Source organism: Micromonospora zingiberis, assembly GCF_004331455.1.
Taxonomy (GTDB): domain Bacteria; phylum Actinomycetota; class Actinomycetes; order Mycobacteriales; family Micromonosporaceae; genus Micromonospora; species Micromonospora zingiberis.
The window spans coordinates 90,097-103,361 of sequence record NZ_SJJR01000022.1; the positions used below are offsets into that span (position 1 = coordinate 90,097).

Consider the following 13,265-nt stretch of genomic DNA (forward strand, 5'->3'; position numbering starts at 1 on the left):
CCCACGGACCGCCCCTGACCCCCGCTCCGACCTGGCATCGAGCCCTCCCGTCCGCGCAGGTCGGACCGTTCGCCCGAGATCAGGACACGGCTGCCGGGTGCGAACATGTGCCGTCTGTTCGATCAAGACCGGAGGAAGCTCATGGCACAGCGCCGGTGCGTGGCACGCGTGGCTGTCTCCAGCATCGCCGGCACCACCATTCTCGCCCTGGCCGCGCCGGCCTGGGCGGGCAGCGACGTCCCACTGCACTCGGCCCACCGTGGCGCCACGGCGGCGGACTTCACCCAGGAGTGCCGCGACGAGCGGTTCGCCAACCGCCCGGCCGACCACGACGGTTGGCACTTCGTCCTGCCCGGCGGGCAGTCGGCAGGGGGATTCGAGAAGCTCACCCTCACTTTCGACGCCGCCGGCAGCACGGTCACCGTCACCGTGCCCGACAGCGATGACGCCTACCCGGACGCGCTGTACGCGGCCAACGGCCGGCTCATCCACGCCTACCTGTTCACCCCGGCGGGCTGGACGTTGGTCAACGGTGGCGCCACGATCAGCGGTACCGCCGAACGGTTCAACCTGAGCCACACCTGCGCCGGCACGCCGACCTCACCGTCCCCCACGCTGGCACCGTCGCCGACCCGGTCGGCCTCCGAGTCGCCGGTGCCGTCGGAGTCCCCGTCGACCTCCGAGTCCCCGGTCCCGTCGGAGTCCCCGTCGACCTCCGAGTCGCCGATCCCGTCGGAGTCCCCGTCGACCTCCGAGTCGCCGATCCCGTCCGAGTCGCCAGTCCCGTCCGAGTCCCCGGTGCCCTCCGCGTCGCCGGTGCCCTCCGGCACCCCGGACGGCGGCGGTGGCGGCGACCTGCCGCTCACCGGCGCGGCCGTGACCAGCATCGCCCTCGCCGGGGTTGGGCTGGTCGGCGGAGGCGTCGCCCTGCTGGCGCTGCGTCGCCGACGCGACCGGATCACCTTCACCAGCTGACCCGCCACCACCCAGGGGACGGCCGCCGGTGTCCCTCCGGCGGCCGTCCCGACTTTCTGGATGGCCGCACCAACAGGCGGTGGGCAGGACCCCCGCACCGGGAGTCCTGCCCACCTCACCGTCCTCCGCACCGGAGGTCGGTCGTCTGAATCCCCGTCAGCCGCTGCTCTGCACCGGCGTCGGCACCTCCACGGCCAGGGGTACGGTCAGGGTCAACAGTCCGGCATCCCGCTCGACGGTGGTCGGGCGGTACAGCCGGCGCAGCGTACGCAGCATCGGGGTGTTGTCGGCCTGGACGTGCAGCACCATGGCCGCGTACCCGGTCGACTCGGCCTGCCGGGTCAGCCGCCGTAGCAGGGTCGAGCCCAGCCCGCGCCGCTGCCAGTCGTCGCGTACCAGCAGCGCCAGCTCGGCCTCGTCGCCCTCGCCGAGCAGGTTCGCCATCGCCACCACCGACTCCGCCGCCCCGTCGGAGCCGGTGGTGACGGCGACCAGGGTCAGCCCACGGGCCGGCTCCAGCAACTGCCGCAGTCGGGCCGGTGTGGGCACGGCCGCACCAAGGTAGCGCCGCTGGCGGGTGCGGGCCGAGCAGGACTCGTGCAACTCGATCACCGCAGCCAGGTCGTCCGCGACGGCCGGGCGTACGGTCAACTCGGCGCCGTCGGGCAGGACCACGGTGACCTGCTCCGCGCAACGGCGGGTCGCGGTGGCCGCCAACTCCAGCAGCGCCTGTGCCCGCGCGTACTCCGCCGGGGTGAAGCTCGGCGCGACCCGGCGCAGGTGGTACGCCCCGCCGTTGGGGTCGGCCAGCAGCATCGTCACGTCGTCGATGCCGGACCTGATGACGTCGGGTGCGGGTCGCCAGGTCACCTCGTCCGCGCCGAGCAGGGCCCGGAGCACCTCCCCGGTCGCGTCCGGGTCGCGGACCAACCGGGTCGCCAGCCCGAGCACCCGGGTCGGCTGGTCGGCCAGGCCACGCGCCTCGCTGCGCGCCACCCAGCAGTCCCGTCCCCGCCCCCGCTCCACGGCGGCGATGAGGTCCGCCTCGTCGAGGGTGTCCGGGGCGTCGACGAGGAAGTCGTCGATGGCACCCCGCTCGGTGGTGTGCACCTGCACGGTGAGGATGTTGACTCCGCGCAACGCGAGGCTCGCCGTGAGCACCGACAGGTAGCCCGGCCGGTCGTCCACGGTGGCCCGGATCCGCCACAGCGTCATCGTTGCCTCCCTTCCGATGCCACCCTCGCTCCCGGCTGTTGCCGGCCGGTTGCCTCGCCGTGTCGGGCCGCGACCAGCGCTGCGGTCTACGTCACAGCTGGTCGGGGGGCATCACTGGGTGGCGCTGACGGGCGGGGTCCCGACCAGGTCCAGCCGGTCACCGAGGATCACCGCGCTGGCCCGGACCAGCTGCGCCAACCGGTCCACCTCGGTCGAGTGGAAGGTCGCCGGGGTCAGCGCCGCACTGTGCTCCCGGCACACCACCAGGACCAGCCCGGCCCGGCCGAAGGGCGCGATCGCGAAGTGCCCGCCGTCGGCCATGGTCATCGACCGGGCCCGCAGCGGGGTCACCTCCGGCAGCCGCGGCGGCACGGGCGTACGCCAGCTGGCATGCCCGACCGTGGCCCCGCCGCCACCGGTCCGGCTGGCCCAGTCGACCGGGACCACGGCCGCCACCGCCCACTCGGCGGCGAGCAGCCCGGGTACCGCGTCGACCAGGGTGGCCAGCCCGTCGGCCGGGTTGGCGGCAACCTGCGCCAGCAGCTCGGCGTCCTGGCCGGTGGTGGTGGGCGCGCCGATCGCCCGCCAGACCCCGTCCACCCGTACGCCGGGGATCGCCGCCAGGCCGGCCAGCAGGCGTTCCACCCGGGCGGCACCGGGCCACACCACGGTGAAGTCGTCGACCGCCCGCCCACCGAGGCGTTCCAGCACCACCACCTGGACGATGTCCGCGCCCGACACGCCGAGGGTGCGGGCCACCTGGCCGAGCGTGCCCGGGCGGTCCGGCAGGGTGACCCGTACGCGCAGCAACATCTGAACCCCTCCGCTCGGCGGGCCGGCACACGGGCCGGCAGGCTGATCCCCAGCCTGGCAGTTGACCATTTCGTCCCTGTTGCGGCGGCATGTCCCGAGGGTCAAACCTGACCTTGACAACCCGTCCGAGCTGCCATGGACTGTCCGGATGACCGATCCGGGCGCCCGCCAGCCCGCGCCGGAGCGGGCCGTCGGCGACTCCCCCGCCGGCCTGGATCTCGGCCGGCTCGGCCGCTACCTGGCCGACCGGCGGCCCGACCTGGCCACCGCCCCGCTACGAGCCGAGTTGATCACCGGCGGCCGGTCCAACCTGACCTATCTGCTGTGGGCCGGCGGGCAGGAGTTGGTGCTGCGCCGGCCACCGCTCGGGCACGTACTGGCCACCGCGCACGACATGTCCCGGGAGTTCCGGGTGATCTCGGCCCTGGCTCCGACCGACGTCCCGGTACCGCACGCCGTGCTGCTCTGCCCGGACCCGGACGTGATCGGGGCGCCCTTCTACCTGATGCGCCGGGTGCCCGGCGAGGTGTTCCGCAGCCGGCAGCAGACCGACCGGCTCACCGCCGACCAGCGCGAAGGGCTGGCCATGGCGATGATGGACACCCTCGCCACGCTGCACGCGGTCGAGCCCGAAGCGGTCGGCCTGGCCGACTTCGGCCGCCCCGACGGCTACCTCGCCCGACAGGTGCGCCGCTGGGCCGGGCAGCTGGACCGCTCCCGCAGCCGGCCCCTGCCCGGCATCGACGAACTCCGCGACCGGCTCGCCGCCACCGCGCCCGAGGGCCGGTACCCGGGCCGCATCGTGCACGGCGACTACCGGCTGGACAACCTGCTCGCCACCGTCGATCCGGTCGCCGTCTCCGGGGTACTGGACTGGGAGATGGCCACCCTCGGCGACCCGCTGGCGGACCTCGGGCTGCTGTTGACCTACTGGGACGTGCTCGGCGGCAACGACGTCACCCACGGCAGCGACGTCACCGACGGCAGCGACGTCGCCCACGGCAACCCGGTCGCCGACGGTCTTGGCCCGCGAGCCGGGTTCCCGAGCGGCGCGAAGCTGATCGAACGGTACGCCGGCCGCAGCGCCGTGGACATCGGCCCGCTGCACTGGCACCGGGCGCTGGGCTGCTTCAAACTCGCCGTGATCTGCGAGGGCATCCACTACCGGCACACCCTCGGGCAGACCCTCGGCGAGGGCTTCGACACCATCGGCGACATGGTGGCGCCGCTGATCGCCCATGGGCTGGCCGCGGCAAGGGAGACGTGATGGACTTCGGGTACGACGCGCGCACCGAGCAGCTACGCGCGGAGCTGACGGACTTCCTGGACCAGCACGTCTACCCGGCCGAGGCGGTGTACGCCGCTCAGGTGGCCGCCGCCGGTGACCCGTGGACCCGTCCGCCGGTGCTGACCGAGCTGAAGGCGGAGGCCCGGCGGCGTGGCCTGTGGAACCTCTTCCTGCCCGACCCGCGCTACGGTGCCGGGCTGACCAACCTCCAGTACGCCCCGCTGGCCGAGCTGACCGGGCGCAGCCCGTACCTCGCCCCGGAGGCGCTCAACTGCGCCGCACCGGACACCGGCAACATGGAGTTGCTGGCCGAGTTCGGCTCCCCCGCCCAGCGCGAACGCTGGCTGACACCGCTGCTGACGGCCGAGATCCGGTCCGCCTTCTGCATGACCGAGCCGGAAGTGGCCTCCTCCGACGCGACGAACATCGCCACCTCGATCCGCCGGGACGGCGACCACTACGTGATCGACGGCCGCAAGTGGTGGTCGTCCGGGGCGATGGATCCGGCCTGCCAGGTCTTCGTCGTGATGGGCAAGACCAACCCCACCGCCGACCGGCACCGTCAGCAGAGCATGATCCTGGTGCCCCGCGACACCCCGGGCGTCACCGTCCGCCGGGGCATGACGGTGTTCGGCTACCACGACGGCCCGCACGGCGGGCACGCCGAGATCGACTTCGCCGGCGTACGGGTGCCGGCGGAGAACCTGATCGGCGCCGAGGGTGCCGGCTTCGACATCGCCCAGGCCCGGCTCGGCCCGGGTCGCATCCACCACTGCATGCGTCTGGTCGGCATGGCCGAACGGGCGCTGGAGCTGCTCTGCCGGCGGGTCAGCGAACGGATCGCGTTCGGCCGCCGGATCGCCGAGCAGGGCGTGGTGCGGGAGTGGATCGCCGAGTCCCGGGTCCGCATCGAACAGGCCCGGCTGCTGGTGCTCAAGACCGCCTGGCTGATGGACACGGTCGGCAACCGGGGTGCGCACACCGAGATCCAGGCCATCAAGATCGCCACCCCGGCGATGGCGGAGTGGGTGATCGACAAGGCCATCCAGGCGCACGGCGCCGCCGGGGTCAGCCAGGACACCCCGCTGGCCGCGCTCTGGGCCCAGGCTCGTACGCTCCGCCTCGCCGACGGCCCCGACGAGGTGCACCGGGCCAGCCTCGCCAGACGCGAGCTGCGCCGCTGGGAAAGCCCCGCCCCGGGTTCGTCGCGTTAAGAAGGGGCCCCTGCTATACCGCAGGCGTTAACAAGGGGCCCTTCCTTGCACGTCAGGCGGAGGCGCGCTCGACCAGTTGGGTGTCCAGGACGACGTGCGGGGCGGGGATCTCGTCACCGCGGATCCGGGCGACCAGCAGCCGCGCCATCTGCCGGCCCATCTCCTCCACCGGTTGGAAGACGGAGGTCAACGGGGGGTCGGTCTGCCGGGCGATAGGCGCGTCGTCGAAGCCGATCACCGCCACGTCCTGCGGTACCCGGCGACCGGCCTCGCGCAACGTGCGCATCGCGCCGAACGCCATCAGGTCGGCCGCGACGAACACCGCGTCGAGGTCGGGGCAGCGGTCCAACAGTTGCCGCATGGCGGTCGCGCCGCTCTCCTCGCCGAAGTCGCCGTACGCGATCAGGTCGGGGTTGCTGCCGAACCCGGCGGCGCGTACGGCGTCCCGGTAACCGGACAGGCGGGCCAGGCCGGCGCCCATGTCCTGTGGGCCGGCGATGGTGGCGATGCGTCGCCGACCCCGACCGGCGAGATACTCCACGGCCTGGCGTGCCCCGCCGGCGTTGTTCACGTCCACGAACGAGACGGGTTGCGCCTCGGGGTGCAGCATCCGCGCCGGCCGGCCGCCGAGCACCGTCGGCAGGCCGCGCTCCTCCAGCAGGGTGGGTAGCGGGTCGTCGTCGTGCAGCGACAGCAGCAGTACGCCGTCGACGTGCTGGTTGGTCAGGTGGTGCTCGACCCGCTCGCGTTCGAGCGGGGACTGCGCCATGGCCAGCCAGAGCTGTAGGGGTGTCTCCAGTAGGGCCGAGCTGATCCCCCGCACGATGCCGGCGAAGAACGGCTCGGCGAAGATCCGCTCACCGGACTCGCTGACCACCAGGGCCACCGAGTCGGTCCGCTGGGTGACCAGCGCCCGGGCGGCCCGGTTCGGCACGTACCCCAGTTCGGCGATGGCCTGCTGCACGGCCGCGCGGGCCTCCGGGCTCACCTGCGGGGAGCCGTTGACCACGCGGGAGACAGTGCCACGGCCAACGCCGGCACGCGCCGCGACCGCGTCAAGGGTCGGGCGCCCGAGTGACCGGGTGCGCTGCGTTGTCATCGTCTGCTCCTCCGACGTCAGGCGGCACCGGCACCTGGTTGAGCGTCGGTGCCGGGCCGCCTGTTACTGGCTGGCCGTCGCCCTATTGTGCGGCCAGACCGTTGCGTCGGATCACCTCTGCGTACCACCTGGCGCTGGACTTGGGAATGCGGGTCTGGCTGTCGTAGTCGACGTAGATCATGCCGAACCGCTTGGTGTAGCCCCAGGCCCACTCGAAATTATCCAACAGCGACCAGGCGAAGTATCCCCGCAGGGGCACGCCGGCGGCGATCGCCTCGTGCGAGGCGCGCAGGTGCGCGTCGAAGTACGCCAGCCGTTCGGCGTCGTCGACCTGACCGTCGATCACCGCGTCGACGAAGGCGGACCCGTTCTCCGTCACGTAGAGCGGCAGATCGGTGTACTCCTCGTGTACCCGGCGCAGCGTCTCCACCAGGCCCGGAGCGTCGATCTCCCAGTCCATGTCGGTGACCGGCACGCCCCGGGTGACGAACCGGACGTCCTCGCTGCCCGGCCAGTTCGTCGCGGCCCGCCAGTACCGCTCCGGCTCCTCGCCGGGCAGCGGCGCGGCCACCACGTGCCGGCTGTAGTAGTTCACCCCGACCAGGTCCAGCGGGGTGGCGATGGTGGCCAGGTCCCCGTCCTGGACGTGCCCGAAATCGGTCACCTTCGCCAGGTCGGCGACCAGATCGTCGGGGTACGCACCACGCAGCAGCGGGTCGAGGAAGAACCGGTTGGCCAGCCCGTCGATGCGCCGGGCGGCGTCCGCGTCGGCCGGCGACTCGGTGGCCGGGGTGACCGGGTAGAGGTTGACGGTCACGCCGAGTTGCGCGTCGGGCAGCGCCGCGCGCAACGCCTGCACGGCGAGCCCGTGCCCGAGCATCAGGTGATGCCCGGCGCGGACCGACGCCGCCCCGTCGGTACGGCCGGGGGCGTGCACCCCGGAGCCGTAGCCGAGGAAGGCCGAGCACCAGGGCTCGTTGAGGGTGGTCCAGTACTTCACCCGGTCGCCCAGCGCGTCCGCCACGAGCTGGGAGTAGTCGGCGAACCGGGCGGCGGTGTCCCGGGCCGGCCAGCCGCCGGCGTCCTCCAACTCCTGGGGCAGGTCCCAGTGGTAGAGGGTGAGCCAGGGCTCGATCCCCTGGGCCAACAGTTCGTCGACCAGCCGCCGGTAGAAGTCGAGCCCTTCGGCGTTGGCCGGACCGGACCCGCCGGGCTGCACCCGGGGCCAGGAGACCGAGAACCGGTACGACTTCAACCCCAGCTCGGCCATCAGCCGTACGTCGTCGCCGAGCCGGTGGTAGTGGTCGCAGGCCACGTCGCCGGTGTGCCCGGCGACGGTGCGCCCCTCGGTGTGGCTGAAGGTGTCCCAGATCGACGGGGTACGCCCACCCTCAGCCGCGGCCCCCTCGATCTGGTACGCGGCGGTCGCCGCCCCCCAGAGGAAGCCCGGCGGGAAGGTCAACGGCGCACGTTCGTCCAGGACGCCGACTGCGGGTGGGGTGGCAGGGTTGCTCACGACTTGACTGCACCTTCCATGATCCCGCCGATGATCTGGCGGCCGAACACGATGAAGACCAGGACCAGTGGCAGGGTGCCGACCGCCGTGGCGGCGAAGACCTGGGAGTAGTCCGTGTAGTAGGCGTACGAAAGGAAGGAGAGCGAGACCTGGAGGGTCGGGTTCTCCGGGGTGAGGATCGCGTACGGCCAGAGGAACGAGTTCCACGTCTCCATGAAGGTCAGCAGGCCGAGCACGGCCGCCGCCGGCCGCAGTGCGGGCAGCACGATGTTCCAGTAGATCCGGAAGGTGCTGGCCCCGTCGACCCGGCCGGCCTCGATCAGCTCGTCGGAGATCGCCTGGGCGGCGTACTGCCGCATCATGAACACGCCGAAGGCGCTGACCAGGAACGGCACGGTGACCGCGAACAGGGTGTCGTACCAGCCGAGGGACTGCATCATGCCCCAGAGCGGGATGATGCCCATCTGGGTCGGGATCATCATGGTGACGACGATCGCGAGCAGCAGGATGTTGCGGCCCCGGAATCGCAGCTTGGCGAAGGCGAACCCGGCCAGCGAGCCGGTGAGTACCACCGAGATGGTCACCACCGAGGAGACGATGATCGAGTTCATCAGACCGGTGAGGAAGTTGGCGGCGTCGTTGTCGAGCACCCGGCCGAAGTTGGCCCCGAAGGCCCCGCCGGGGGTCACCGGCGGCGGCACGTCGTTGATCGAGTCCAGGCTGCGGGTGCCGATCACCACCATGTAGTAGAAGGGGTAGATCGAGAACAGGGCCGCCAGGACGAGGGCCAGGTAGGTCAGTGGACTGGTGCGCCACAGGCGCTGGGAAGCCGAGATCATCGATCTCTCCTCACTTGGCCGAGCGGCGGACGAGTAGGAAGTTGAGCAGCGACATCAACACGATGATCATGAAGATCGCCCAGGCGACGGCGGCACCGTAGCCGGCGGTGTTGAGGTTCTCGATGCCCTTCTCGTACATGTACATGGCCAAGGTCTGGAACTCCCGCTGGTCACCACCGATGATTCGGCCGTTGCCGAAGAGCAGCGGCTCGGTGAAGAGCTGCATGCCGCCGATCGTGGAGAGGATGACCACGAAGATCAGGGTGGGGCGGACCATGGGGATGGTGATCTGCCAGAACTGCCGCCACGGGCCGGCGCCGTCGATCGAGGCGGCCTCGTACAGGTCCTTGGGGATGGCCTGCATCCCGGCCAGCAGGATCAGCGTGTTGTAACCGGTCCACCGCCAGTTGACCATGGTGGCGATCGCGGTCCAGGAACTCCACCGCTGGCCGTCCCAGTCGACCTGGTCGACACCGACGAAGCTGAGCAGCCAGTTGACGACGCCGAACTCCCGCTGGAACAGCATGCCGAAGACGATCGCGACCGCGGCCACGGAGACCACGTTCGGGACGAAGATGGCCATCCGGAAGAAGGTCTTGGCGCGCAACAGGGTGCGGTTGAGCAGGTTTGCCAGGAACAGCGCCAGCAGGATCTGCGGGACGGTCGACAGCGCGAAGATGCCGAACGTGTTGATCAGGGCGTTCCAGAAATACTCGTCGGCGATCAGCTCGGTGTAGTTGTCGATGCCGATGAACGAGCGGTCGCCGATCATGTCCCAGTCGTGCAGGGACATCCAGGCGGTACGCAGCATCGGGTACAGCCCGAAGATGCCGAAGAGCACGAAGAACGGCGCGATGTACAGGTACGGGGAGTACTTGAGGTCCAGGCGGTTGAGCAAGTGCCCTCGGCGCCGGGGCGCGTCCTCGGGCGGCGGCGGTACGTGTGACGGCGGTGCCGTCGTGGCCGACAGACTCATGACGACACTCCACTGCGCTCCGTGCCGGCAGGAGGCACTACGGCGCTGAATTGATGATTCGCTCGCTTACGCTCGCTCATGCGACTTCCTTTCCCGGCGGCGAGGCCCGGGGGTCCTCGCGCGGGGTGTCACGCGGAGGGGGGACCGACCGGTGGCGTCCGGGGTAGTCCCCGGACGCCACCGGTTGGGAATCACTCAGAAGGCACCCTGGATCGCGGCGTCCTTCACGAACTGCTCCCAGGCCTTCTGCTTGCTAGCCTGCCCGTTCTCGAACGACCGCAGGGCCGGCTCGAGCGCGTTCTCCTTCACCGCCTGGTGCTTCGGGCCGAGGTGAACCGGCTCGATCTTGGCAACGCCCTCACCGAAGATCTTTCCGGTCGGCGCGCCGCTGAAGTACTCGTTGGTGTAGCTGAGGAAGGCCTCGTTCTGCAGCGCCTCCAGGTTGGTGGGCAGCGGGCCCTTGGCCTTGAACGCCTCGACCTGGCTGGTCGCGCTGGTCAGGAACTCGGCGAGCTTGGCCGCCTCCTTCGGGAACTTGCTCTGCTCCGGCACGGCCAGCCACGAGCCGCCCCAGTTGCCGCCGCCGGCCGGCACGGCCGCAACGTCCCACTTGCCCTTGTTCTCCTCACCGGAGTTCTCCTGGACGATGCCGAGCATCCAGGACGGGCAGAAGGTCGCGGCGAAGGTGCCCTGCTTGAAGCCGCCGAACCACTCCTGCGACCAGGTGGACGCCTTGGCGGAGATGTCCGCCATCGAGGTCGCGGTCTCCCAGGCGGTCTTCACCGCGGGGCTGGTGTCCGCGATGATGTTGTTTTCCTTGTCGTAGAACAGGTCCGTACCCTGCTGGAACAACACGCCGTTGGAGACGGCGGTGATCGAGTCGACGAAGCCCTTGCCAGTGGCCTGCTTGTACTTCTGGCCAGTCTGGTGGAAGGAGTTCCAGTCCGGCCAGAGCGCCGACACCTGGTCCCGCTCGGTGGGCAGCCCGGCGGCCTGGAACAGGTCCTTGCGGTAGCAGACCGCGAGGCTGCCGACGTCGGTCGGCAGGCCGAGCAGCTTGCCGTCCGGCGTCTTGCCCAGCTCCCACTTCCAGGGCAGGTACTCCTTGGAGTGGTCGGCGACCAGCGGAGTGAGGTCGACCCAGTTGCCCGGGTTGGCCTTGAACTCGTTGAGGATGCCCTCTTCCAGGGCGGTCACGTCAGCCGCGCCCCGGCCGGTGGCCAGGTAGCGGACCAGCTTGGGGCGGTAGTCACCGAGCTGGGCGGTCTTGCGCAGCTCGACCTTGATGCCGGTCTGCTGCTCGTACTGCTTGACGAGTTCCTCGTAGCCGAACTCGCCGAAGGTGTCGACGACCAGCTTGGCGGGCTTCTCGCCCTCCGCCGGCGTGTCGTCGTCGTTACCGCAGGCCGCGAGGCCACCGACGGCGACGACCGCCGCCAGGGCGGCCGCCGCCAGGCGGGTACGCCGGGTGGTGAGGTTCATCCTGACCCCTCTTTCGATGTGAGGCTGGTTTACGTGGTGGGGGGTGCCGCAGCGTCTGCCGGCAACCGGCTGGTCAGCCGGGTCTCGGCGCCCTGGGCGCGGGATTGTGATCCACGCCTCTTGGGAACGCTCCCATGAGATTGCCGGGAGGTATCAGGAGTGTCAATAGGCCGTTGGGAGCGTTCCCAGATCGTTACCGCAGCGCCGGTTACCCCAGCCGAAAACCGGGCCGACGGGCGGGCCCGCCGGCCCGGAGAACGGCGGCGATCAGCAGAAGCGGCGCAGCAAGGTGGTCGCCCGACCGGCGTCGAAGGCCGCCGGATCGAAGCCCGCGCCGGCCCACTCCCGCATCGCCGCGTGCTCCGGGTGGCCCGCGTCGGCGAGGGCGGCGAGCAACAACAGGTAGCCCTGCGGGCCCCCGACACCCTCCGGCGGGCCGGCTCGCTCGCCGTCCAGACAGGTCGGATAGCGCTCGTCGGCATCGGCGGTGACGACGTCCTCCACCAGCAGGTCGTGCTCCCACCAGTCGCCGAAGTCGTACGTGTAGTGCAGCCGGCTGCCCTTGCCCGCCACCGCGTCCAGCCGCACGTCCAACTCGTCGTGCAGGGTCAGGTCGTCGTGCAGGGCCAGGTCGCCGTCGGGGTCCGGCTCGCCGTACTGCACACCGTCGATCTCGAACGAGTGCAGGTGGCAGTCGCGCCAACCCATCGCGTGCTGCACCACCCGGTGCAGCCGATCCAGCGTGTAGCCGCCGGGAACGAGCACCCGACGCCAGATCGTGGGACGGACCCCGGACAGGGAGATCCTCAACTGGAAGATCTGACGCGGCATGCTGTCCCGTCCTCCCTCGGCATAGGCTGCGAGCATGATCTGCCGAGCGTGCCGGACGCGGCGGCACGACGACTGCCCGGGCCGGAACTGGTGCGACTGCCAGCACCGTACCCCCCGACCCACCCCTCCGGTCACCGGTCCGGCCGGCGAATGAACGACAGAACGCCGATTTCCGTCCTCTGGCCGGAACCGTCGCCCACACCGTTGGACGACGACACGCTCACCACGCTCTACCGCCGGGCCGACCGCCCGCACCTGCGGATGAACTTCGTGACCAGTGTCGACGGCGCGGTGAGTCTCGACGGCTACTCCGCCGGGTTGTCCGGCGAGCCGGACAAGCGGGTCTTCGGGCTGCTGCGGATGCTCTGCGACGTGTTGCTGGTGGCCGCCGGCACGCTACGCCACGAGGGTTACCGGGCGGTCCGGCTCGACGACCGACGCCGCGCCTGGCGGCGGGCGCACGGGCTGGCCGAATATCCGACGCTCGTGGTGGTCTCCGGCACCCTCGACCTCGACCCCGCCCAGGCCGCCTTCGCCGACGCGCCGGTACGCCCGGTGGTGCTCACCCGCGACGACGCACCGGCAGCACCCGACCTGGCGGCCGTGGCCGATGTGGTGCGCTGCGGCAGCGGTCGGGTCGACCTGGCCGCCGGTCTCGCCGAGTTGCACCGGCGCAGGCTCGACCAGGTGCTCTGCGAGGGCGGCCCGCTGCTGTTCGGCGCGCTCACCGCCGCCGACCTGGTGGACGAGGTGTGCCTGTCGGTGGCTCCGCTGCTCGCCGGCGCCGGCGCCGGCCGGATCACCGCCGGCGGGCCGAGCCCGGCACGCCAGCTGCCACTGCGCCACGTCCTACACGCCGACGACGGCACCCTGCTGCTGCGCTACGCCCGCCACTGACCGGTAGCTGCCACCCGCGCCCCGGCGGCGCAGGCCGACGAACGGCGCCCGGGCACCAGCCGCGCGGCGGCGCGGCGGCCCGGCGGCGCGGCGGCCCGGCGGCGCGGCGGCCCGGCGGCC

At 71.3% G+C, this 13,265-nt stretch carries 12 protein-coding genes; 4 read left to right on the forward strand and 8 right to left on the reverse strand.

The window, feature by feature from the left end:
- Window positions 1-159 precede the first annotated feature (159 nt).
- Window positions 160-975: an LPXTG cell wall anchor domain-containing protein gene (locus E0H26_RS24670; protein WP_240742347.1), complete on the forward strand. Its 816-nt coding sequence runs from the start codon at window positions 160-162 to the stop codon at window positions 973-975.
- 156 nt (window positions 976-1,131) lie between these two features.
- Here the strand turns inward: E0H26_RS24670 and E0H26_RS24675 are convergent, their stop codons facing one another.
- Window positions 1,132-2,190 carry a GNAT family N-acetyltransferase gene (locus E0H26_RS24675; protein ID WP_131307731.1) on the reverse strand — a complete coding sequence of 353 codons (1,059 nt, stop codon included), beginning with the start codon at window positions 2,188-2,190 and terminating at the stop codon, window positions 1,132-1,134.
- Window positions 2,191-2,301: 111 nt separating this feature from the next.
- Window positions 2,302-3,003 (reverse strand): ACT domain-containing protein, encoded by a 702-nt coding sequence (locus E0H26_RS24680; RefSeq protein ID WP_131307733.1) that lies wholly within the window; start codon window positions 3,001-3,003, stop codon window positions 2,302-2,304.
- A gap of 148 nt (window positions 3,004-3,151) precedes the next feature.
- On the opposite strand from E0H26_RS24680, the gene E0H26_RS24685 reads away from it, so the two are divergent.
- A complete protein-coding gene (locus E0H26_RS24685) occupies window positions 3,152-4,270 on the forward strand; it encodes a phosphotransferase family protein (RefSeq protein ID WP_131307735.1) in 1,119 nt (372 codons plus the stop codon).
- Window positions 4,270-5,505, forward strand: coding sequence for an acyl-CoA dehydrogenase family protein (locus tag E0H26_RS24690; protein ID WP_131307737.1), 1,236 nt, complete (start codon window positions 4,270-4,272; stop codon window positions 5,503-5,505). Before E0H26_RS24685 ends, E0H26_RS24690 begins: the two co-directional genes overlap by 1 nt.
- A 52-nt stretch (window positions 5,506-5,557) precedes the next feature.
- On the opposite strand, the gene E0H26_RS24695 is transcribed toward E0H26_RS24690, so the two are convergent.
- The 6 genes from E0H26_RS24695 to E0H26_RS24720 all read right to left on the reverse strand — a co-directional run bounded on the left by E0H26_RS24695 (window position 5,558) and on the right by E0H26_RS24720 (window position 12,248).
- Complete coding sequence (locus E0H26_RS24695) at window positions 5,558-6,604, reverse strand: LacI family DNA-binding transcriptional regulator (protein ID WP_131307739.1); 1,047 nt, start codon at window positions 6,602-6,604, stop codon at window positions 5,558-5,560.
- Window positions 6,605-6,686: 82 nt separating this feature from the next.
- Window positions 6,687-8,120 carry a GH1 family beta-glucosidase gene (locus tag E0H26_RS24700; RefSeq protein WP_131307741.1) on the reverse strand — a complete coding sequence of 478 codons (1,434 nt, stop codon included), beginning with the start codon at window positions 8,118-8,120 and terminating at the stop codon, window positions 6,687-6,689.
- Window positions 8,117-8,959, reverse strand: coding sequence for a carbohydrate ABC transporter permease (locus E0H26_RS24705; RefSeq protein WP_131307743.1), 843 nt, complete (start codon window positions 8,957-8,959; stop codon window positions 8,117-8,119). The genes E0H26_RS24700 and E0H26_RS24705 overlap by 4 nt, the downstream gene beginning before the upstream one ends.
- Before the next feature lie 10 nt (window positions 8,960-8,969).
- A complete protein-coding gene (locus E0H26_RS24710) occupies window positions 8,970-9,935 on the reverse strand; it encodes a carbohydrate ABC transporter permease (protein WP_131307745.1) in 966 nt (321 codons plus the stop codon).
- Window positions 9,936-10,130: 195 nt separating this feature from the next.
- Window positions 10,131-11,417, reverse strand: a complete 1,287-nt coding sequence (locus E0H26_RS24715) for an ABC transporter substrate-binding protein (protein WP_131307747.1) — start codon at window positions 11,415-11,417, stop codon at window positions 10,131-10,133.
- Between the two features lie 267 nt (window positions 11,418-11,684).
- Window positions 11,685-12,248, reverse strand: coding sequence for a plasmid pRiA4b ORF-3 family protein (locus E0H26_RS24720; RefSeq protein ID WP_131307749.1), 564 nt, complete (start codon window positions 12,246-12,248; stop codon window positions 11,685-11,687).
- Window positions 12,249-12,398: 150 nt separating this feature from the next.
- Here E0H26_RS24720 and E0H26_RS24725 point away from each other — a divergent pair, with 150 nt between their 5' ends.
- The gene (locus tag E0H26_RS24725) at window positions 12,399-13,145 is read left to right on the forward strand and encodes a pyrimidine reductase family protein (protein WP_131307751.1); all 747 of its coding nucleotides are present in this window, start codon (window positions 12,399-12,401) and stop codon (window positions 13,143-13,145) included.
- The last annotated feature ends 120 nt before the right edge of the window (window positions 13,146-13,265 follow it).

What these genes read in the sequence shown, in the direction of transcription:
- E0H26_RS24680 (WP_131307733.1), bottom strand. Translation starts at nt 3,003, where the DNA reads ATGTTGCTGCGCGTACGGGTCACCCTGCCGGACCGCCCGGGCACGCTC.
- E0H26_RS24725 (WP_131307751.1), top strand. Translation starts at nt 12,399, where the DNA reads ATGAACGACAGAACGCCGATTTCCGTCCTCTGGCCGGAACCGTCGCCC.
- E0H26_RS24715 (WP_131307747.1), bottom strand. Translation starts at nt 11,417, where the DNA reads ATGAACCTCACCACCCGGCGTACCCGCCTGGCGGCGGCCGCCCTGGCG.
- E0H26_RS24710 (WP_131307745.1), bottom strand. Translation starts at nt 9,935, where the DNA reads ATGAGTCTGTCGGCCACGACGGCACCGCCGTCACACGTACCGCCGCCG.
- E0H26_RS24705 (WP_131307743.1), bottom strand. Translation starts at nt 8,959, where the DNA reads ATGATCTCGGCTTCCCAGCGCCTGTGGCGCACCAGTCCACTGACCTAC.
- E0H26_RS24720 (WP_131307749.1), bottom strand. Translation starts at nt 12,248, where the DNA reads ATGCCGCGTCAGATCTTCCAGTTGAGGATCTCCCTGTCCGGGGTCCGT.
- E0H26_RS24695 (WP_131307739.1), bottom strand. Translation starts at nt 6,604, where the DNA reads ATGACAACGCAGCGCACCCGGTCACTCGGGCGCCCGACCCTTGACGCG.
- E0H26_RS24685 (WP_131307735.1), top strand. Translation starts at nt 3,152, where the DNA reads ATGACCGATCCGGGCGCCCGCCAGCCCGCGCCGGAGCGGGCCGTCGGC.
- E0H26_RS24675 (WP_131307731.1), bottom strand. Translation starts at nt 2,190, where the DNA reads ATGACGCTGTGGCGGATCCGGGCCACCGTGGACGACCGGCCGGGCTAC.
- E0H26_RS24690 (WP_131307737.1), top strand. Translation starts at nt 4,270, where the DNA reads ATGGACTTCGGGTACGACGCGCGCACCGAGCAGCTACGCGCGGAGCTG.